Genomic DNA, 19,177 nt, shown 5'->3' with positions numbered 1-19,177 from the left:
AGAGGGCAATGGAATTCGCTTTTTATATCTGTGGCCTGATAGCCATCCTCGCAACCTTGCGGGTCGTCACCCACACCAATCCGGTGCATGCGCTGCTGTACCTGATTATTTCGCTGCTGGCGATTGCCGGGGTGTTCTTTTCGCTGGGCGCTTACTTTGCTGGTGCGCTGGAAATCATCGTCTACGCCGGGGCCATTATGGTGCTGTTCGTCTTTGTGGTGATGATGCTCAACCTGGGCGGCAGCGAGATCGAACAGGAACGCAAATGGCTGCAGCCGGGGATCTGGATTGGCCCGGCCATCCTTTCCGCAGTGCTGCTGGTGGTTATCGTTTACGCCATCCTGGGTATTAACGACCAGGGTATCGACGGCGCGGCGATCAACGCCAAAGAAGTGGGTATTGCGCTGTTTGGGCCGTACGTCCTGGCGGTGGAGCTGGCCTCCATGCTGCTGCTGGCGGGCCTGGTGGTCGCCTTCCACATCGGCCGCGAAGAGCGTGCCGGCGAGGTGCTGAGCAACCGCGTGAACGACAGCGACAAAAGAAAAACGGAGGAACACGCATGATCCCCTTAACACATGGACTGATCCTCGCGGCCATCCTGTTTGTGCTTGGTCTGACGGGGCTGGTGATCCGCCGCAATCTGCTGTTTATGTTGATTAGCCTGGAAATCATGATTAACGCCGCCGCGCTGGCTTTTGTGGTAGCGGGTAGCTACTGGGGCCAGGCAGATGGTCAGATAATGTATATCCTCGCCATCAGCCTCGCGGCTGCGGAAGCGAGTATCGGCCTGGCGCTGCTGCTGCAGCTCCATCGTCGCCGCCAGAACCTGAACATCGATTCAGTAAGTGAGTTGCGTGGATGAACATGCTTGCCTTAACCATTCTTTTGCCATTGATTGGCTTTGTGCTGCTGGCCTTCTCCCGCGGACGCTGGTCGGAAAACCTTTCCGCCACCGTTGGCATGGGGTCGGTAGGCCTGGCGGCGCTGGTCACCGCGTACGTCGGCGTCGACTTTTTCGCTAACGGCAAACAAGCGGTCAGCGTACCGCTGTGGAACTGGATGTCGGTCGGTGATTTTAACATCGGCTTCAACCTGGTGCTGGATGGCCTGTCCTTGACCATGCTTTCCGTGGTTACCGGCGTCGGCTTCCTGATCCACATGTTCGCCTCCTGGTACATGCGCGGCGAAGAGGGCTACTCTCGCTTTTTCGCCTACACCAACCTGTTTATCGCCAGCATGGTCGTTCTGGTACTGGCCGATAACCTGCTGTTGATGTACCTCGGCTGGGAAGGTGTGGGCCTCTGTTCTTACCTGCTGATCGGTTTCTACTACACCGATCCGAAGAACAATGCCGCAGCGATGAAAGCGTTCGTGGTCACCCGCGTCGGCGATGTGTTCCTCGCCTTCGCGCTGTTCATTCTTTATAACGAACTGGGCACCCTGAACTTCCGTGAAATGGTAGAGCTGGCGCCGCAGCACTTCGCTAACGGCAGCACCACGCTGCAGTGGGCGACGCTGATGCTGCTCGGTGGCGCGGTCGGTAAATCCGCTCAGCTGCCGCTGCAAACGTGGCTTGCCGATGCGATGGCTGGCCCGACGCCGGTCTCCGCGCTGATCCACGCCGCCACCATGGTGACCGCGGGCGTGTACCTGATTGCCCGTACCCACGGCCTGTTCCTGATGACGCCGGAAGTGCTGCATCTGGTGGGTATCGTTGGTGCGGTAACGCTGGTGCTGGCGGGCTTCGCCGCGCTGGTGCAGACCGACATCAAACGTGTGCTGGCTTACTCGACCATGAGTCAGATTGGCTACATGTTCCTCGCGCTGGGCGTACAGGCATGGGATGCGGCGATTTTCCACCTGATGACCCACGCGTTCTTTAAAGCGCTGCTGTTCCTGTCGTCTGGCTCGGTCATTCTGGCCTGCCATCACGAACAGAACATCTTCAAGATGGGCGGCCTGCGCAAATCTATTCCGCTGGTGTATGTCTGCTTCCTGGTGGGGGGCGCGGCGCTGTCCGCTCTGCCGCTTATCACCGCAGGCTTCTTCAGTAAGGATGAGATTCTGGCAGGCGCGATGGCCAACGGCCATATCAATCTGATGGTGGCGGGCCTGGTCGGCGCCTTTATGACCTCGCTGTACACCTTCCGTATGATTTTCATCGTGTTCCACGGTAAAGAGCAAATTCACGCGCACGCAGGGAAGGGGATTACCCATCATCTGCCGCTGATCGTGCTGCTGGTGCTGTCCACCTTTGTTGGCGCGCTGATTGTGCCGCCGCTGGAGGGCGTATTGCCGCAGACCACTGAGCTTGCGCACGGTAGTGTCATGACGCTGGAACTTGCCTCCGGGATTATCGCGATTGCCGGCATCCTGATCGCCGCATGGCTGTGGCTGGGCAAACGTACGCTGGTGACCTCCATCGCCAACAGCGCGCCTGGCCGCTTCTTCGGTACCTGGTGGTTCCATGCCTGGGGTTTCGACTGGTTATACGACAAGGTGTTCGTGAAACCTTTCTTAGGGATTGCCTGGCTGCTGAAGAGCGATCCGCTGAACTCGTTGATGAATATCCCAGCGATTCTGTCCCGTTTCGCAGGCAAAGGTCTGCTGGTGAGCGAGAACGGCTATCTGCGCTGGTATGTGGCTTCAATGAGCATTGGCGCGGTGGTGGTGCTGGCTCTGCTGATGGTACTGCGTTGATTTGAGCGCGCGGTTTTGCCCGGTGGCGCTTCGCTTACCGGGCCTACGAAACCGTAGGTCGGGTAAGCGAAGCGCCACCCGACACAACAAACCGCACTCAAACGTGAATGTAGTCGAATTCGTTGAAAATCGGTCCTGAACGGGACTTTAACAAGGAATAAAAATCGCCATGTTATTACCCTGGCTAATATTAATCCCCTTTATCGGCGGCTTCCTGTGCTGGCAGACTGAACGCTTTGGCGTGAAAATGCCGCGCTGGATTGCGCTGATTACCATGGGACTGACGCTGGTGCTTGGCCTGCAGCTGTGGATGCAGGGCGGCTATTCTCTGACGCAATCCGCGGGTATTCCGCAATGGCAGTCGGAATTCGTGCTGCCGTGGATCCCACGCTTCGGCATTAGTATCCATCTGGCGATTGACGGTCTGTCGCTGCTGATGGTGGTGCTGACCGGCCTGCTCGGCGTGTTGGCGGTGCTCTGTTCCTGGCGCGAAATCGAAAAGTACCAGGGCTTCTTCCACCTCAACCTGATGTGGATCCTGGGCGGCGTCATCGGCGTATTCCTCGCCATCGATATGTTCCTGTTCTTCTTCTTCTGGGAAATGATGTTGGTGCCGATGTACTTCCTGATCGCGCTGTGGGGCCACAAAGCCTCTGACGGTAAAACGCGTATCACGGCGGCCACCAAATTCTTCATCTATACCCAGGCGAGCGGCCTGGTGATGCTGATCGCCATTCTGGCGCTGGCCTTCGTCCACTTCAACGCCACCGGCGTGTGGACCTTCAACTATGAAGATCTGCTGAAAACGCCGATGTCCCACGGCGTGGAATACCTGCTGATGCTGGGCTTCTTCATCGCCTTCGCGGTGAAAATGCCGGTGGTACCGCTGCACGGCTGGCTGCCGGACGCCCACTCCCAGGCGCCGACCGCCGGTTCCGTCGACCTCGCGGGCATCTTGCTGAAAACTGCGGCCTACGGTCTGCTGCGCTTTGCGCTGCCGCTGTTCCCGAACGCCTCCGCCGAGTTTGCGCCCATCGCCATGTGGCTGGGCGTGATCGGTATCTTCTACGGCGCGTGGATGGCCTTCGCCCAGACCGATATCAAACGTCTGATCGCTTATACCTCCGTTTCCCACATGGGCTTCGTGCTGATTGCTATCTACACCGGTAGCCAGCTGGCTTATCAGGGGGCGGTGATCCAGATGATCGCCCACGGTCTGTCCGCGGCGGGTCTGTTTATTCTGTGCGGCCAGCTGTACGAACGTCTGCACACCCGCGATATGCGTCAGATGGGCGGTTTGTGGAGCAAAATTAAATGGCTGCCGGCAATGTCAATGTTCTTCGCCGTCGCCACCCTGGGGATGCCGGGCACCGGTAACTTTGTCGGCGAATTTATGATCCTGTTCGGCAGCTATAAAGTGGTGCCGGTGATCACGGTTATCTCGACCTTTGGTCTGGTATTCGCTTCCGTTTACTCGCTGTCGATGCTGCATCGCGCTTACTTCGGTAAAGCGAAAAGCGAAATCGCGGCGAAAGAACTGCCGGGGATGTCCCTGCGTGAATTGTCTATCATCCTGCTGCTGGTGGTGCTGCTGGTGCTGTTGGGCTTCTTCCCGCAGCCGATCCTCGACACCTCGCATGCTGCGATGAGCAACATTCAGCAGTGGTTTGTTAATTCTGTTTCTACTACAAGGCCGTAATTCGCCATGACAATAACTCCACAACAACTGATCGCACTGCTACCGCTGCTGATCGTCGGCTTGACGGTGGTGGTTGTGATGCTCTCCATTGCGTGGCGACGCAATCATTTTCTCAATGCCACGCTGTCGGTTCTCGGGCTTAACGCTGCGCTGGTCTCGCTCTGGTTCGTCGGCCAGAATGGGGCGATGGACGTCACGCCGATGATCCGCGTTGACGGCTACGCCATGCTCTACACCGGGCTGGTGCTGCTGGCGAGCCTCGCGACCTGTACTTTCGCCTACCCGTGGCTTGAGGGTTACAAGGACAACAAAGAAGAGTTCTACCTGCTGGTGCTGATCGCCGCGCTGGGCGGCATTCTGCTGGCCGGTGCGAATCATCTGGCGGCGCTGTTCCTCGGTATCGAATTGATTTCGCTGCCGTTGTTCGGCCTGGTCGGCTACGCCTTCCGCCAGAAACGTTCGCTGGAAGCGAGCATCAAATACACCATCCTCTCCGCGGCAGCCTCGTCTTTCCTGCTGTTCGGTATGGCGCTGGTGTACGCGAATTCCGGCAACCTGTCCTTCCTCGCACTGGGTAAAAGCCTGGCGGACAATACGCTGCACGAGCCGCTGCTGCTGGCGGGCCTCGGTCTGATGATTGTCGGTCTTGGCTTTAAACTGTCGCTGGTGCCGTTCCACCTGTGGACGCCGGACGTTTACCAGGGCGCGCCTGCGCCGGTCTCCACCTTCCTGGCGACCGCCAGCAAGATTGCTATCTTCGGCGTGGTGATGCGTCTGTTCCTGTACATGCCGGTGGGCAACAGCGAAGCGATACGCGTGGTGCTGGGGCTTATCGCCTTCGCCTCTATCATCTTCGGTAACCTGATGGCGCTGAGCCAGACTAACATTAAGCGTCTGCTTGGTTACTCTTCCATCTCCCACCTCGGTTATCTGCTGGTGGCGCTGATCGCCCTGCAGAGCGGCGAAATGTCGATGGAAGCCGTGGGCGTTTACCTGGCCGGTTACCTGTTCAGCAGCCTCGGCGCGTTCGGCGTGGTCAGCCTGATGTCCAGCCCGTACCGCGGCCCGGATGCGGATTCGCTGTTCTCCTACCGCGGTCTGTTCTGGCACCGTCCGATTCTGTCCGCGGTAATGACGGTGATGATGCTTTCCCTCGCCGGTATCCCGATGACCCTCGGCTTTATCGGTAAGTTCTACGTGCTGGCTGTCGGTGTGCATGCGCACCTGTGGTGGCTGGTTGCCGCGGTGGTTGTCGGCTCGGCGATTGGTCTCTACTACTACCTGCGCGTGGCGGTGAGTCTGTACCTGAGCGCACCGGAGCAACTGAACCGCGATGCGCCGTCGAACTGGCAGTACAGCGCTGGCGGTATTGTGGTGCTGATCTCTGCCCTGCTGGTGCTGGTGCTCGGTATCTGGCCGCAGCCGCTGATTAGCATCGTGCAGCTGGCGACGCCGCTGATGTAAGTTGGGTGACAAACCAAAAAACCGCCGAGATGGCGGTTTTTTTATGCCCGAGTTTTATTCCACCTTGTAGACCATAAAGTCTTCCGCCAGTAGCGTATTAGCGAAAATCTCCCGGCATTCCGCCAGCATACGCAGGCAGCCTTCGGCATCATAGCGCGAGCTAAAGTGGGTGGCGATTAGCGTGCCGACCCCCGCTTCTTTGGCAAGTGCCGCGGTCTGCTGGCTTGAGGAGTGGCCGCGGCTATTGGCTTTCTCCGCCATCGCCTGCTCAAGGGTGGTTTCGTGGACCATCACATCCGCCCCGCGAGCCATCTCCAGCGCCTCAGGGCAGGGGGCGGTATCGCCAAAAATCGCCAGTGTTTTACCCGGCGTCGACGGCCCCAGATAGCGGCTGCCATCAATGACCCGACCATCCTCCAGCTCAACGCGCTGACCAAGCTTGAGTTGATGGAACAGCGGCCCCGGGCGCACGCCATCGGCAATCAGCTGGGCGGCGTCGAGCGTGCCAGGCTTGTCATGCTGCTCAATGCGATAGCCGTAGCACTCCACCGGATGGCTGAGCGGGAATGCGGTCACCCGATAGCCCTCTTCGTCGAACACCAGTCCGGGGCCGACTTCGATGATGGTGAGCGGATAATCGGTCCACGAACCGCTCAGACGCAGCGCGGTCTCAACAAACTCTTTGAGCCCTTTTGGCCCGTAGAGGGTGAGGGGCAGAGAGTTCCCCTGCATCGAGCGGCTGCACAACAGGCCGGGCAGGCCGAACAGGTGGTCGCCGTGCAGATGAGTGATGAAAATTTTATTCAGTTTTCCGGGGTGATAGGGCGTGCGAAGAAACTGATGCTGGGTCCCTTCACCGCAGTCAAACAACCACATTTCAGCGCTGGTGGGTTGTTGCAAATTCAGTATTATCGACGTCATATTACGCGTACGGGTCGGCACCCCGGCGGATGTTCCTAAAAAAGTTAATTCCATCGTCCAGTGTCCTCAGGGCGAGTCGCAAAGTATCAGTATATCAATAAGGAGCTACAGATGATGACCTGGCAGGATCTCCACCATAGTGAACTCTCCATTCCCCAGCTGTATGCGCTGCTGAAATTGCGCAGTGAAGTCTTTGTCGTGGAGCAGCAGTGCGCCTATCAGGATGTCGACGGCGATGATTTGGTCGGTGAAAATCGCCATCTGCTCGGCTGGCGCGATGGCGAACTGCTGGCCTACGCGCGGATCCTCAAAAGCGAAGAGGAGTTTGCGCCGGTGGTGATTGGCCGGGTCATCGTCAGCCCGGCCGCCCGCGGTGAGAAGCTCGGCTATCAGCTGATGGAGCAGGCGCTGGCCAGCTGTCAGCAGCACTGGCCACAAAAGGCAATTTACCTCGGGGCACAGGCACACCTGCAATCTTTTTACGCGTACTTCGGTTTTACGCCAGTGACCGAGGTCTATGATGAGGATGGCATCCCCCACATCGGAATGGCGCGAGAAAACCGCGCTGTCTGACCCCTTAATTCCTGCGTCCGAATACGATTCTGGCCTGGCGGGCGGGTAATATAAAATCCGCTCCCTCGTCATGGGTACTGCTATTCCGCCGTCGAACCCCTTATAATGTGGGGTTTTACTACCGTGGAGGTTTGCGTGCTGTCTGTTTCCACTGCGCTGGCCCGTTTGCAAGACGGCCTGGGTGAGTCTTTGCCAGACTCGCCCGGCACGCGAATTATCGATATTACCTTTCCGCTGAATGATGCCTTCGATCCGCTGCTGTGGTGTGGCCAGCAGACGCAGTGGCCGCAGTTTTACTGGCAGCAGCGCAATGGCGATGAAGAGCTGGCGACGCTGGGGGCGGTAAAAACCTTTCCCTCGCTCGACGCGGCCAACCGCTTTTTACGCCAGACCGGGCAGCAGGATCTGCGCATCTGCGGCCTGAATGCGTTTGAACCGCAGCAGGGTAGCCTGGTGCTGCCGCGTCTGGAGTGGCGTCGGTGCGGCGGTAGGGCCATGCTGCGGTTGGTACTGCACAGTGATATCTCTCTGCGCGACGATGCCGCGACGGCGTGCGATTTTCTCGCCAGCCTGACCACCGCCCAGGCGACACCCGGCGCCATACCGCCGCTGCTGAGCGAGCGCCACTCATCCGACTATCCTCAGTGGCAGGCAATGATCACGCGAGCGACCCGAGCGATTAGTGCCGGTGAGATGGATAAAGTGGTGCTGGCGCGGGCAACCGACCTGCAGTTTGCCGCCCCGCTGGACGTCGTGAGCATCATGGCGGCCAGCCGCCGCAGCAATCTTAACTGTTTTCATTTCCTGATGGCGTTCAATGCCCGGCAAGCATTTTTCGGTTCCACGCCGGAACGGCTGTGGCGCCGGCGCGGCGCGCTGCTGCGCACCGAAGCGCTGGCGGGGACCGTCGCGAACCATCAGGAAGACGCGAAGGCGCAGCAGCTGGCCGACTGGTTGATGAAAGACGACAAAAACCAGCGGGAAAACATGCTGGTGGTGGAGGATATCTGCCAGCGCCTGCAGAGTGAGGCCTCGACGCTGGACGTCCTGCCGCCGCAGGTGGTGAGGCTGCGTAAGGTACAGCATCTCAGACGCTGTATCTGGACCGAGCTGGCGGAGCCTGACGATAGCCGCTGTCTGCTGCAGCTACAGCCCACCGCCGCGGTGGCCGGCCTGCCGCGTCGGGCGGCGCTGGCGTTCATTCAGCGCCATGAACCCTTTGCCCGCGAATGGTACGCCGGGTCCGCCGGCTATCTGTCGCTGGCGCAAAGCGAGTTTTGCGTGGCGCTACGTTCGGCAAAAGTGGACCACGACACCCTGCGGTTGTATGCCGGAGCGGGGATTGTCAGCGGCTCCGATGCGCAGCAGGAGTGGCAGGAGATTGACAACAAAGCGGCCGGGCTGCGCTCGCTGCTGTGTCCATAAGGCGGGAATGACGATGCATATCAAAACGTCGTCACTTTGCCTTATCTATACTTAGCATCAATATTTGATACCGGACAATTTCATGTCAGTAAGCGCATTTAACCGACGCTGGGCGGCGGTGATCCTGGAAGCTATAACGCGTCACGGCGTGCAGCATATCTGCATCGCGCCGGGCTCGCGCTCGACACCCTTAACCCTGGCGGCGGCGGAAAACCGCGCTTTTATTCATCACACCCATTTCGATGAACGTGGTCTCGGCCATCTGGCGCTCGGCCTGGCGAAGGCCAGCCGGCAGCCGGTGGCGGTGATAGTCACCTCCGGGACCGCCACCGCGAACCTCTATCCGGCGCTGATTGAGGCGGGGCTGACCGGTGAAAAGCTGATCCTGTTGACCGCCGATCGCCCGCCGGAGCTGATCGACTGCGGCGCCAATCAGGCGATCCGCCAGCCGGGGATGTTTGCTTCTCACCCTTCGCAAACGATCTCCTTGCCACGTCCCTCGCAGGATATTCCTGCCCGCTGGCTGGTCTCGACCATCGACCAGGCGCTGGGCGAGCTGCACGCCGGCGGGGTGCATATCAACTGCCCGTTCGCCGAACCGCTGTATGGCGATATGGATGAGACCGGCGTGGAGTGGCAGCAGCAGCTCGGCAACTGGTGGCAGAGCGATAAACCCTGGCTGCGTCAGGCGCTACAGATGGAGAGTGAGAAACAGCGCGACTGGTTCTTCTGGCGGCAAAAACGCGGCGTCGTCGTGGCGGGCAGAATGAGCGCGGCTGAAGGTAAAAAAGTGGCCGAGTGGGCGCAAACCCTGGGCTGGCCGCTGATCGGCGATGTCCTGTCGCAAACCGGGCAGCCGCTGCCGTGCGCCGACCTGTGGCTGGGCAACGGTAAAGCGGTCAGCGAACTGGCGCAGGCGCAGATCGTGGTGCAGCTCGGCAGCAGCCTGACCGGCAAACGTGTCCTCCAGTGGCAGGCCACCTGCGAGCCGGATGAATACTGGCTGGTGGATAATCTGCCAGGCCGCCTTGACCCGGCGCAGCACCGCGGCCGCCGTCTGCTCGCCAGCGTTGAGCGCTGGCTTGAGCTGCATCCGGCGGAAAAACGTCAGCCGTGGGCGACGGTGATCCCTGAGCTGTCCCGCCAGGCGTGGGAGGCGGCGGTTGCCAGCAATGAGCCTTTTGGCGAAGCGCAGCTGGCGCAGCGTATTCGGCGCTATCTGCCGGAGCAGGGGCAACTGTTTGTCGGTAACAGCCTGGTGGTGCGCCTGATCGACGCCCTGGCGCAGCTACCGGCCGGGTATCCGGTTTACAGCAACCGCGGCGCCAGCGGGATTGATGGTTTAATCGCCACCGCCGCCGGCGTGCAGCGCGCCAGTGCGCGGCCGACGCTGGCGATCGTCGGCGATCTGTCGGCCTTATACGATCTCAACTCGCTGGCCCTGCTGCGCCAGGTGTCGGCGCCGCTGGTGCTGATCGTGGTGAATAACAACGGCGGACAGATTTTCTCCATGCTACCGACGCCGGAGGACGAGCGTCGCCAGTTCTACTTAATGCCGCAGGATGTTGATTTCAGCCACGCGGCGGCGATGTTCGGCCTGGCCTATCATTGCCCTGATGACTGGCAGTCGCTGGATGAAGCGCTAGCCGGTGCCTGGCGCAGGGCGGGGGCGACGGTGATTGAGCTGGTGGTTAACGAGACCGACGGCACGCAGACTCTCCAGCAGCTGCTGGCGCAGGTAAGCCGCCTGTGACGCTAAACGCAGTGGTTGAGGGCGGGCAGCCGGGCTATCCCTGGCTGGTGTTCCTGCACGGGTTTTCCGGCGACCGCGACGAGTGGCGTGAAGTGGGCGACGCTTTTCCCGCCTGGCCGCGTCTGTATCTCGATCTGCCGGGCCACGGCGGCTCCGCGGATATCGCGGTACAGGACTTTGCCGAGGTCAGCGAATTATTGCAGGCTACGCTAAATAGTTACAACATCCTTTATTACTGGCTGATTGGCTACTCCCTGGGCGGCCGGGTGGCGATGAACTTCGCCTGCCAGCCGCGTGCGGGACTGCGCGGGCTGATTGTCGAGGGCGGACACCCGGGCCTGCAGGATGAAGAGGCGCGGCTGGCGCGACGCAGCAATGACAGCGCCTGGGCAGAACGTTTTCGCCGCGAACCGTTAGCGCAGGTCTTCGCCGACTGGTATCAGCAGCCGGTTTTCGCTTCGCTGAATGCGGCGCAGCGCGCGTCACTGGTCGCCCTACGTCGCCGCAATAACGGCGCTACGCTGGCGGCGATGCTGCAGGCAACCTCCCTTGCCGGGCAGGCCGATCTGCGCGCGCCTCTGCAGGCTCGCGATTTTCCTTTTCACTACCTCTGCGGCGAATGCGACGCGAAGTTTCGCGCCATCGCGCAAGCGCTCGCTGCCGATACCCATATCATTCACCATGCCGGACACAACGCGCACCGGGACAACCCCGCCGCGGTGATTGCCTGTCTGGCGCAGATTCTGGCAAGTTAACTGAAGGACATTCTATGATCTCTCTTGATGAAGCAATGCTTTACGCCCCCGTTGAATGGCACGATTGCTCAGAAGGCTATACCGATATTCGTTATCAAAAATCGACTGACGGGATTGCCAAAATCACTATCAACCGCCCACAGGTGCGCAATGCCTTCCGCCCGCTGACCGTCAAAGAGATGATTCAGGCGCTGGCGGATGCCCGCTATGACGACAATATCGGGGTCATCGTGCTGACCGGTGAAGGCGAGAAAGCCTTCTGCGCCGGCGGCGACCAGAAAGTCCGCGGCGACTACGGTGGCTATCAGGACGACTCCGGCGTTCACCATCTCAACGTGCTCGATTTCCAGCGCCAGATCCGCACCTGCCCGAAACCGGTGGTGGCAATGGTCGCCGGCTACTCTATCGGCGGCGGCCACGTGCTGCACATGATGTGCGATCTGACCATCGCGGCGGACAATGCCATCTTCGGCCAGACCGGGCCAAAAGTCGGCTCTTTTGATGGCGGCTGGGGCGCTTCTTATATGGCGCGTATCGTCGGGCAGAAAAAAGCGCGCGAAATCTGGTTCCTGTGCCGTCAGTATGACGCCCAGCAGGCGCTGGACATGGGGCTGGTGAACACCGTGGTACCGCTGGCGGATCTGGAAAAAGAGACCGTGCGCTGGTGTCGTGAAATGCTGCAAAACAGCCCAATGGCGCTGCGCTGCCTGAAAGCGGCGCTGAACGCCGACTGCGACGGCCAGGCCGGTCTGCAGGAGCTGGCGGGCAACGCCACCATGCTGTTCTACATGACGGAAGAAGGGCAGGAAGGGCGCAACGCCTTCAACCAGAAACGTCAGCCGGACTTCAGCAAATTTAAACGGAATCCATAATGCGCGTTTCGCAGGTTTACCGCTGGCAGATACCAATGGACGCGGGCGTGGTACTGCGCGAGCGGCGGTTAAAAACCCGCGACGGGCTGTTCATCCGCCTGCAGGAGGATGAACGCGAAGGCTGGGGGGAAATTTCTCCCCTGCCGGGATTCAGTGACGAGACGCTGGAAGAGGCGCAAACGGCGCTGCTGGCGTGGGCGCAGGCCTGGCGCGACGGCGCGGAACCGCCGCTTCCCACACTGCCTTCTGTCGCGTTTGGTCTTAGCTGCGCGCAGGCGGAGCTTTACGGCGAACTACCGCAGGCAGCGGATTATCGCGCGGCGCCACTCTGTTCCGGCGATCCGGATGAGCTGTTCGCCAAACTGGCGGCGATGCCCGGCGAGAAAGTCGCTAAGGTGAAAGTGGGGCTGTGGGAGGCGGTACGCGACGGTATGGTGGTTAATCTGCTACTGGAAGCCATCCCCGATCTCCAGCTGCGGCTGGATGCCAACCGGGCGTGGACGCCGCTTAAAGCGCAGCAGTTCGCCAAATACGTCAATCCCGCGTATCGCCAACGCATTGCGTTTCTTGAAGAACCCTGCAAAACGCGGGAGGACTCGCGGGCCTTTAGCCGAGAGACGGGGATCGCTATCGCCTGGGATGAAAGCCTGCGCGAGGCGGATTTCCGCTTTGTCGCCGAGCCTGGCGTGCGCGCGGTGGTCATCAAACCGACGCTGACCGGCAGCTTACAAAAGGTCCAGCAACAGGTCGCCGCGGCACACGCCCTGGGGCTGAGCGCGGTGATTAGCTCGTCGATCGAGTCCAGCCTCGGGTTAACCCAGCTGGCGCGGATCGCCGCCTGGCTGACCCCGCAGACCATCCCCGGACTCGACACGCTGGCGCTGATGGGCGCGCAGCTGGTGCGGGCGTGGCCGGAGAGTACGCTGCCAATATTCAATGCTGATGAGCTGGAGCAACTGCTGTGATGTTTTCCGACTGGCCGTGGCGCCACTGGCGTCAGTTACGCGGCGAGTCGCAGGCGCTACGCCTGAATGACCAGGCGTTGACCTGGCGTGAGCTATGCGCGCGGATTGACGCGCTGGCGGCCGGCTTTGCCGCACAGGGCGTTATGGAAGGTCAGGGCGTGGCGCTTCGGGCCTACAACCAGCCAGAGACGCTACTCGCCTGGCTGGCATTGCTGCAGTGCGGGGCGCGGGTGCTGCCGCTGAATCCGCAGCTGCCAGAGGTGTTGCTGCAGGAACTGCTGCCTGCGTTAACCGTCCAGCATCAACTGGTGCTTAACGGTGAAACGCTGCCGGGGAATTTACCGGCGTTAACTCTGCAGGCGGCAGAAGGCGCCTGTGCCGTTTGCTGGCATGGCGATCGGCTGGTGTCGATGACGTTGACCTCCGGTTCAACCGGCCTGCCGAAAGCGGCGGTACATAGCGCCAACGCCCATCTGGCCAGCGCCGCTGGCGTGCTGGCGCTGATGCCGTTTGCCGCAGAAGACGACTGGCTGCTGTCGCTGCCGTTGTTTCATGTCTCCGGGCAGGGGATCATCTGGCGCTGGCTGCTGGCCGGCGCGCGAATGACGGTGCGCGACAAGCAACCGCTGGCGCAGATGCTGCAGGGCTGTACCCATGCTTCGCTGGTGCCGACTCAACTGTGGCGCTTGCTGAATGATAATGCTGCGGTCTCCCTCAAGGCGGTGCTGCTCGGCGGCGCAGCGATCCCGGTCGAATTGACTGAGCGTGCCCTCGCGCAGGGAATACGCAGTTTCTGCGGCTACGGTCTCACCGAGTTCGCTTCCACGGTCTGTGCCAAAGTGGCCGACGGCGCGGCGGATGTGGGCGAACCGCTGCCGGGGAGGGAGGTGAAAATTGTCGCCGGCGAGATCTGGCTGCGGGCGTCGAGTATGGCGGCGGGTTACTGGCGCGACGGTCAGTTATTGCCATTAACCAATGATGAAGGCTGGTTTGCGACACGCGATCGCGGGGAATTACACAATGGTCGGCTGACGGTTGTTGGGCGACTGGATAATCTTTTTTTTAGCGGCGGCGAAGGTATTCAACCGGAAGAGGTCGAGCGCGTGATACTCGCATATCCAGCGGTACAACAGGTGTTTATTGTACCGCTGGATGATGTCGAATATGGTCAACGCCCGGTCGCGGTGGTGGAATGCGATGACGGCTGCGAGTTGAGCGCGCTGGCGACATGGAGCGCTGAGCGGTTAGCGCGCTTCCAGCAGCCAGTGCGTTGGCTACGGCTGCCGGACACGTTAAAGAACGGTGGGATTAAGATTCCCCGCCAGGCGCTGCGCGAGTGGGCCAGACAGCAGACGTATACAACGGTATCGTAGCCACCCGCACTTATTCCGCGGCAAAACGCTGGGTGGGTTGAATGCGGTATGTCGTGGACTTAAAGTAGCCCTTTCTGGCTGAGAGTAACGCGGGTGGCGGCATTAAGATCGTAGTTTTTGAGATCTTCGGCTTTGACCCAGGCGTATTCGTCAAACTCCTCGTTGATCGTCACGTCGCGATTGGCGCTGACGCAGTCGAAGATCAGGTAGATCATATATATCGTTTCCTGCCGACCATCCGGGTAAGTTTTGACGCGGGTATCATCGCGGAAGCTCCACGGCGCGATATGGGTAAGGATGAGTTTTTCGCCGAGCTCTTCGCGAATTTCCCGCCGCAGCGCCTCTTCAATACGTTCTCCTGGCTCCACGCCGCCGCCGGATAAGGCCCATTGCCCGGGAAAAACCCCGCGGTCGGCGGCCATTTTGCAGAGCAGATAATGGCCTTCATTCTGGATAAGCGGGCAAACAATCGTCCTTTGGCGCATGGTTTTTCTCCTTCAGAGGGATGGGGCGGTATGCCGATGAAATAGTTTGCGAGCCGCCTCGGTAAACCGCAAGCGAAATGCGGCCCTGGCCCTGTTGGGTGTTAAGTTAGGTGAAAATAATCGCATGGAGTTTCGCCATGGAAAGGGCGCCCCATTCCCCGCATGACGCCGTATTTAAACACCTGTTGTCGCACCGGGCGACGGCAAAGGACTTCCTTGACATACATCTCCCCGCACCGCTGCGCGCGTTATGCAACCTGAATACGCTGCAACTGGAGTCAGGGAGCTTTATTGACGATGAGCTACGGGCGAGTCATTCCGATATCCTCTATTCGCTACACACCCAGGTGGGTGAGGGCTATATCTATCTGCTGATTGAGCATCAAAGTTCAGCGGACCGCCACATGGCGTTTCGCCTGATGCGCTATGCTATCGCCGCGATGCAGCGCCATCTGGATAAGGGGCATACGCAGCTGCCGTTGGTTATCCCTCTGCTGTTTTATCATGGCAGCGTTTCGCCCTGGCCTTACCCGATGTGCTGGCTGGCAGGCTTTGCCGATCCGGACGTTGCGCGACAGATTTATAGCAAGGATTTTCACGTAATTGACATCACGACCACTCCGGACAATGAAATCATGCGCCACCGGCGAGTCGCGATGCTGGAGCTACTGCAAAAGCATATTCGCCAGCGTGACATGATGGACCTGCACGAGCAACTGGTCAGCTTGTTAGCACTGGGATACACTAGCCGCAGGCAGCTAAAGACGCTGCTGCACTATCTGTTACAGGCAGGAAATGCCGCCGATCCGGTCGCTTTTTTGCGCCATCTTGCGCAAAGCGTACCCCGGCGGCCGCATAAGGAGACGCTCATGAATATTGCCCAGTTTCTGGAAGATCGCGGCCATCAGCAAGGGTTAAAGCAAGGTCTCGAACAAGGCCTACAGCAGGGTATCGAGCAAGGTGAGCAGCAGACCGCGGAGCGTATCGCCCGGGCGATGCTCGCTAACGGGCTTGACCTGCCCCTGGTGGCGAAACTGACCGGTCTGGCACCTGAGCGCCTGGCTCTGCTGCAGCATTAATTATTTCCTTTTCAACCGCCCCGCGCCGCGCCGATCGTGCGGCGTCAGTTCCCTGTTTTCGTCAATGTATCAGCGTTAATCATAATAAACATGAATATTCATGGCGCTGAATGGGCGGTTCGTCATTCTGGCAACGCCCGATGCCGTAAAAAACGCAACTGGTTACACTCTTGTGAAAAATCATTTCGCCAGGTCATTGATTCCTGACGGGTGCGCAGTAGAATTTTCAGGTTTTTTCGGGACTTCTTTGATTTTAATTTTCTGGATAGAGTAAATAATGAAAAAAAGCATTTTTATGGCGCTGGCTGGCGTCATGCTGGTTTCTTCCGCGGCCCATGCGATTAGCGTTACCGGTGAAGCAGGCGAGCATTACACCAATCTTGGCGTCGGGTTTGGCACGGAGTCTACCGGCCTTGCCATCTCCGGTAACTGGCTGCACAGCGATAACGACGGCGACGCCGCGGGTTTAGGCCTGGGACTCAATATTCCGCTGGGGCCGTTCCTCGCGACCGTGGGCGGCAAAGGCGTTTACACCAATCCGAAACAGGGCGATGAAGGCTATGCGGCAGCGGTCGGCGGAGGCCTGCAGTGGAAAATCGGCGACAGCTTCCGCCTGTACGGCGACTACTACTACTCTCCGGATTCCCTCTCCAGCGGCATTGACAGCTATCAGGAAGCTAACGTCGGCGCCAGCTGGACCATCATGCGTCCGCTCAGCATCCAGGCAGGCTATCGCTATCTGAACCTGGCGGGCAAAGATGGCAACCGCGATAACACCATCGCCGACGGCCCGTACATCGGCGCCAGCGCCAGCTTCTAATCTCCTCCGGCGCGGTATCCTCTTGCCGCGCCAGATTTTCCTCCTCGTCAGCATCCCGCTTTGCGTTATAGTATTTGCCATCTGGCAGGCAAGGAGTGAGCAATGTTGAATGTGGAAATGCTGTCCACTGGCGATGAAGTGTTGCATGGTCAAATCGTTGATACCAATGCAGCATGGCTGGCGGATTTCTTTTTTAATCAGGGGTTACCGTTAACGCGCCGCAATACCGTCGGCGACGATCTCGATGCGCTGGTGGCGATTCTGCGCGAACGCAGCGAACAAGCCGATGTGCTGATCGTCAACGGCGGCCTCGGGCCGACCAGCGACGACCTGAGCGCGCTGGCCGCGGCTAAAGCGAAAGGCGAAGGGCTTATTTTGCATCCGGAGTGGCTGGAGACGATAACCCGCTTCTTTGCCGAACGCGGGCGGCCGATGGCGGAAAGTAACCGCAAGCAGGCGGAAATCCCCGCCAGCGCCGAGATGATCAATAACCCGGTCGGCACGGCCTGTGGCTTTGCCGTTGAGCTCAACCGCTGCCTGATGTTTTTCACCCCCGGTGTACCTTCTGAATTTAAGGTGATGGTCGAGCAGGAGATTTTACCGCGTCTGCGTCAGCGCTTTACGCTACCCGATCCACCGGTATGCCTGCGTTTGACCACCTTTGGCCGCTCGGAGAGCGAGCTGGCGCAAAGCCTCAATCCGCTGACGTTACCGCCTGGCGTGGTGATGGGTTACCGTTCGTCGATGCCGATTATTGAACTCAAGCTAACCGGACCGGCCAACCAGCGCGACGCCATGCTGGCCCTGTGGCCGGAAGTCCGCAAGGTGGCTGGCGACAGTCTGATTTACGAAGGCACGGAAGGGTTACCGGCGCAGATTGCGCGCTGCCTGCAGGAGCGACAGCTGAGCCTGACGCTCAGCGAGCAGTTTACCGGCGGCCTGCTGGCGCTGCAGCTGTCCCGCGCCGGCGCGCCGCTGCTGGCCAGCGAAGTGGTCCCGGCGCAGGAGGAGACGCTGGCGCAGGCGGCTCGTTGGGCGGCCGAGCGGCGCATAAACCATTTTGCCGGTCTGGCCCTGGCGGTGAGCGGCCAGGAGAACGATCATCTCAATGTGGCCCTGGCCACCCCTGACGGTACCTTCGCGCTGCGGGTAAAGTTCAGCGTCACCCGCCACAGCCTGGCGGTACGCCAGGAAGTCTGCGCCATGATGGCATTAAACATGCTGCGTCGCTGGCTGAATGGTCAACCGCTGGCCAGCGAACATGGCTGGATTAACGTGGTGGATTCCCTCTCGCTGTAAGTCGTTTCCCCCGGCGCGCGGGCTTCTCCCGGGCGCCGGTTGTCCAGCCTGTTGTACTCTCCTGAAAAAAATCTGTGCGTTAGGTCGCAATATTCTGCACTACATCGTCCAGCATACGGGAAAACGATTGCCCCGCGATGCCGCTCACACTTTACCGCCCGCACAATCGCAACACTGATTCCAGTATTCAGGATTGGAGTCCAGTATGTTGGAATCAACGAAAGTCCCGGCGCTAACCCGCGCGATTGAGATCCTCAATTTAATCAGCCGCATTGGCCCCTGCAGCGCAGCCACCATCATTGCCGAACTGGGGATCCCGAAAAGCACGGTTTATCTGCTGCTGGGCGAGCTGAAAAAACAGCGCTTCATCAGTATGGATAATCAGGATAACTACTGCCTGTGGACCAAGCTGGTGGAGCTGGCCGGGCAGGCGCTGAGCAAAATGGACCTGCGCGAGCTGGCGCGTCCGCGCCTCACCCGGCTGATGGACGAGTGCGGCCTGCTTTGCCATCTGGGCATCATCGATCAGGGTAATGCCTACTACATTCTGAAAATTGAGTCCCCCGCCACCATTAGCGTGCGTTCGCACGAAGGTAAGAGCCTGTCGCTTTACCGCTCCGGGATCGGCAAATGTTTGCTGGCCTGGCAGCCCGCCAGCGTTCAGGCGTCGATTATCGACGACCTGCAGTGGGAGCGGGCCACGCCAACGACCATCACCGATGCTCAACAGCTGCGGGAGGAGCTGGGGCGCATTCGCGCCCGAGGCTGGAGCTTTGATAATGGCGAGGACTATCCGGATGTGCGCTGCGTGGCTGCCCCGGTGTTTAACGCCAATAACGACCTGACCGCCGCCATCTCGGTGGTGGGCACCCGTCTGCAAATCAATGAAGACAATCGCGATTATCTGGCCGGTAAGGCGATTGCCTGCGCGAAAGATATTTCCCGTCTGCTGGGGTGGAAAAGCCCCTTCGAACAACTCGCCTCATCATAAGGA

At 59.8% G+C, this 19,177-nt stretch carries 18 protein-coding genes; 16 read left to right on the top strand and 2 right to left on the bottom strand.

What is annotated here, in order from left to right; translation table 11 throughout:
• Window positions 1-8: 8 nt before the first annotated feature.
• The 5 genes from nuoJ to nuoN all read left to right on the top strand — a co-directional run bounded on the left by nuoJ (window position 9) and on the right by nuoN (window position 5,863).
• Complete coding sequence (gene nuoJ, locus CWM53_RS16040; RefSeq protein ID WP_004201743.1) at window positions 9-563, top strand: NADH-quinone oxidoreductase subunit J; 555 nt, start codon at window positions 9-11, stop codon at window positions 561-563.
• A complete protein-coding gene (gene nuoK / locus CWM53_RS16035; protein WP_002913148.1) occupies window positions 560-862 on the top strand; it encodes an NADH-quinone oxidoreductase subunit NuoK in 303 nt (100 codons plus the stop codon). Before nuoJ ends, nuoK begins: the two co-directional genes overlap by 4 nt.
• Entirely contained in the window at window positions 859-2,700 is a 1,842-nt protein-coding gene (nuoL, locus tag CWM53_RS16030; RefSeq protein WP_074387944.1) for an NADH-quinone oxidoreductase subunit L, read from the top strand. Before nuoK ends, nuoL begins: the two co-directional genes overlap by 4 nt.
• A 169-nt stretch (window positions 2,701-2,869) precedes the next feature.
• The gene (nuoM, locus tag CWM53_RS16025; RefSeq protein WP_061153795.1) at window positions 2,870-4,399 is read left to right on the top strand and encodes an NADH-quinone oxidoreductase subunit M; all 1,530 of its coding nucleotides are present in this window, start codon (window positions 2,870-2,872) and stop codon (window positions 4,397-4,399) included.
• Between the two features lie 6 nt (window positions 4,400-4,405).
• A complete protein-coding gene (gene nuoN, locus CWM53_RS16020) occupies window positions 4,406-5,863 on the top strand; it encodes an NADH-quinone oxidoreductase subunit NuoN (RefSeq protein ID WP_100730104.1) in 1,458 nt (485 codons plus the stop codon).
• Between the two features lie 54 nt (window positions 5,864-5,917).
• On the opposite strand, the gene rnz is transcribed toward nuoN, so the two are convergent.
• Window positions 5,918-6,838 carry a ribonuclease Z gene (gene rnz, locus CWM53_RS16015; RefSeq protein WP_100730105.1) on the bottom strand — a complete coding sequence of 307 codons (921 nt, stop codon included), beginning with the start codon at window positions 6,836-6,838 and terminating at the stop codon, window positions 5,918-5,920.
• 57 nt (window positions 6,839-6,895) lie between these two features.
• Here rnz and CWM53_RS16010 point away from each other — a divergent pair, with 57 nt between their 5' ends.
• The 7 genes from CWM53_RS16010 to menE all read left to right on the top strand — a co-directional run bounded on the left by CWM53_RS16010 (window position 6,896) and on the right by menE (window position 14,500).
• Complete coding sequence (locus tag CWM53_RS16010; RefSeq protein WP_074387946.1) at window positions 6,896-7,357, top strand: GNAT family N-acetyltransferase; 462 nt, start codon at window positions 6,896-6,898, stop codon at window positions 7,355-7,357.
• Between the two features lie 135 nt (window positions 7,358-7,492).
• Entirely contained in the window at window positions 7,493-8,782 is a 1,290-nt protein-coding gene (gene menF / locus CWM53_RS16005) for an isochorismate synthase MenF (RefSeq protein WP_100730106.1), read from the top strand.
• Window positions 8,783-8,864: 82 nt separating this feature from the next.
• The gene (gene menD, locus CWM53_RS16000) at window positions 8,865-10,535 is read left to right on the top strand and encodes a 2-succinyl-5-enolpyruvyl-6-hydroxy-3-cyclohexene-1-carboxylic-acid synthase (protein ID WP_100730107.1); all 1,671 of its coding nucleotides are present in this window, start codon (window positions 8,865-8,867) and stop codon (window positions 10,533-10,535) included.
• Window positions 10,532-11,290, top strand: a complete 759-nt coding sequence (gene menH, locus CWM53_RS15995) for a 2-succinyl-6-hydroxy-2,4-cyclohexadiene-1-carboxylate synthase (protein WP_074387949.1) — start codon at window positions 10,532-10,534, stop codon at window positions 11,288-11,290. The genes menD and menH overlap by 4 nt, the downstream gene beginning before the upstream one ends.
• Before the next feature lie 14 nt (window positions 11,291-11,304).
• Window positions 11,305-12,162, top strand: a complete 858-nt coding sequence (menB, locus tag CWM53_RS15990; RefSeq protein ID WP_022066040.1) for a 1,4-dihydroxy-2-naphthoyl-CoA synthase — start codon at window positions 11,305-11,307, stop codon at window positions 12,160-12,162.
• Window positions 12,162-13,127 (top strand): o-succinylbenzoate synthase, encoded by a 966-nt coding sequence (gene menC / locus CWM53_RS15985; protein ID WP_100730108.1) that lies wholly within the window; start codon window positions 12,162-12,164, stop codon window positions 13,125-13,127. Before menB ends, menC begins: the two co-directional genes overlap by 1 nt.
• On the top strand, window positions 13,124-14,500 hold the full coding sequence (gene menE, locus CWM53_RS15980) for an o-succinylbenzoate--CoA ligase (RefSeq protein WP_074387951.1): 1,377 nt from the start codon (window positions 13,124-13,126) through the stop codon (window positions 14,498-14,500). The genes menC and menE overlap by 4 nt, the downstream gene beginning before the upstream one ends.
• 59 nt (window positions 14,501-14,559) lie before the next feature.
• Here menE and nudI read toward each other — a convergent pair whose 3' ends face one another.
• Complete coding sequence (gene nudI / locus CWM53_RS15975) at window positions 14,560-14,985, bottom strand: nucleoside triphosphatase NudI (RefSeq protein ID WP_074387952.1); 426 nt, start codon at window positions 14,983-14,985, stop codon at window positions 14,560-14,562.
• A gap of 137 nt (window positions 14,986-15,122) precedes the next feature.
• On the opposite strand from nudI, the gene CWM53_RS15970 reads away from it, so the two are divergent.
• The 4 genes from CWM53_RS15970 to CWM53_RS15955 all read left to right on the top strand — a co-directional run bounded on the left by CWM53_RS15970 (window position 15,123) and on the right by CWM53_RS15955 (window position 19,174).
• Window positions 15,123-16,064, top strand: a complete 942-nt coding sequence (locus tag CWM53_RS15970; RefSeq protein ID WP_074387953.1) for an Rpn family recombination-promoting nuclease/putative transposase — start codon at window positions 15,123-15,125, stop codon at window positions 16,062-16,064.
• 277 nt (window positions 16,065-16,341) lie between these two features.
• The gene (locus CWM53_RS15965; protein ID WP_061153806.1) at window positions 16,342-16,884 is read left to right on the top strand and encodes a YfaZ family outer membrane protein; all 543 of its coding nucleotides are present in this window, start codon (window positions 16,342-16,344) and stop codon (window positions 16,882-16,884) included.
• Between the two features lie 102 nt (window positions 16,885-16,986).
• A complete protein-coding gene (locus CWM53_RS15960) occupies window positions 16,987-18,183 on the top strand; it encodes a nicotinamide mononucleotide deamidase-related protein YfaY (protein WP_100730109.1) in 1,197 nt (398 codons plus the stop codon).
• 205 nt (window positions 18,184-18,388) lie between these two features.
• Complete coding sequence (locus CWM53_RS15955; protein ID WP_008803963.1) at window positions 18,389-19,174, top strand: IclR family transcriptional regulator; 786 nt, start codon at window positions 18,389-18,391, stop codon at window positions 19,172-19,174.
• The last annotated feature ends 3 nt before the right edge of the window (window positions 19,175-19,177 follow it).

The organism is Klebsiella sp. A-Nf5, from assembly GCF_002810545.1.
Classification (GTDB): domain Bacteria; phylum Pseudomonadota; class Gammaproteobacteria; order Enterobacterales; family Enterobacteriaceae; genus Klebsiella; species Klebsiella variicola.
Note: the sequence above shows the minus strand (reverse complement) of the source record. Positions and strands in the feature narration are given on the sequence as shown.

Bases quoted from the DNA above. Each gene is read 5' to 3' on its own strand.
- CWM53_RS15965 (WP_061153806.1), top strand. From the start codon at position 16,342: ATGAAAAAAAGCATTTTTATGGCGCTGGCTGGCGTCATGCTGGTTTCT.
- CWM53_RS15955 (WP_008803963.1), top strand. From the start codon at position 18,389: ATGTTGGAATCAACGAAAGTCCCGGCGCTAACCCGCGCGATTGAGATC.
- menC (WP_100730108.1), top strand. From the start codon at position 12,162: ATGCGCGTTTCGCAGGTTTACCGCTGGCAGATACCAATGGACGCGGGC.
- nudI (WP_074387952.1), bottom strand. From the start codon at position 14,985: ATGCGCCAAAGGACGATTGTTTGCCCGCTTATCCAGAATGAAGGCCAT.
- CWM53_RS15970 (WP_074387953.1), top strand. From the start codon at position 15,123: ATGGAAAGGGCGCCCCATTCCCCGCATGACGCCGTATTTAAACACCTG.
- nuoL (WP_074387944.1), top strand. From the start codon at position 859: ATGAACATGCTTGCCTTAACCATTCTTTTGCCATTGATTGGCTTTGTG.
- CWM53_RS16010 (WP_074387946.1), top strand. From the start codon at position 6,896: ATGATGACCTGGCAGGATCTCCACCATAGTGAACTCTCCATTCCCCAG.
- CWM53_RS15960 (WP_100730109.1), top strand. From the start codon at position 16,987: ATGTTGAATGTGGAAATGCTGTCCACTGGCGATGAAGTGTTGCATGGT.
- nuoM (WP_061153795.1), top strand. From the start codon at position 2,870: ATGTTATTACCCTGGCTAATATTAATCCCCTTTATCGGCGGCTTCCTG.
- nuoN (WP_100730104.1), top strand. From the start codon at position 4,406: ATGACAATAACTCCACAACAACTGATCGCACTGCTACCGCTGCTGATC.
- menB (WP_022066040.1), top strand. From the start codon at position 11,305: ATGATCTCTCTTGATGAAGCAATGCTTTACGCCCCCGTTGAATGGCAC.
- nuoK (WP_002913148.1), top strand. From the start codon at position 560: ATGATCCCCTTAACACATGGACTGATCCTCGCGGCCATCCTGTTTGTG.
- menD (WP_100730107.1), top strand. From the start codon at position 8,865: ATGTCAGTAAGCGCATTTAACCGACGCTGGGCGGCGGTGATCCTGGAA.
- rnz (WP_100730105.1), bottom strand. From the start codon at position 6,838: ATGGAATTAACTTTTTTAGGAACATCCGCCGGGGTGCCGACCCGTACG.
- nuoJ (WP_004201743.1), top strand. From the start codon at position 9: ATGGAATTCGCTTTTTATATCTGTGGCCTGATAGCCATCCTCGCAACC.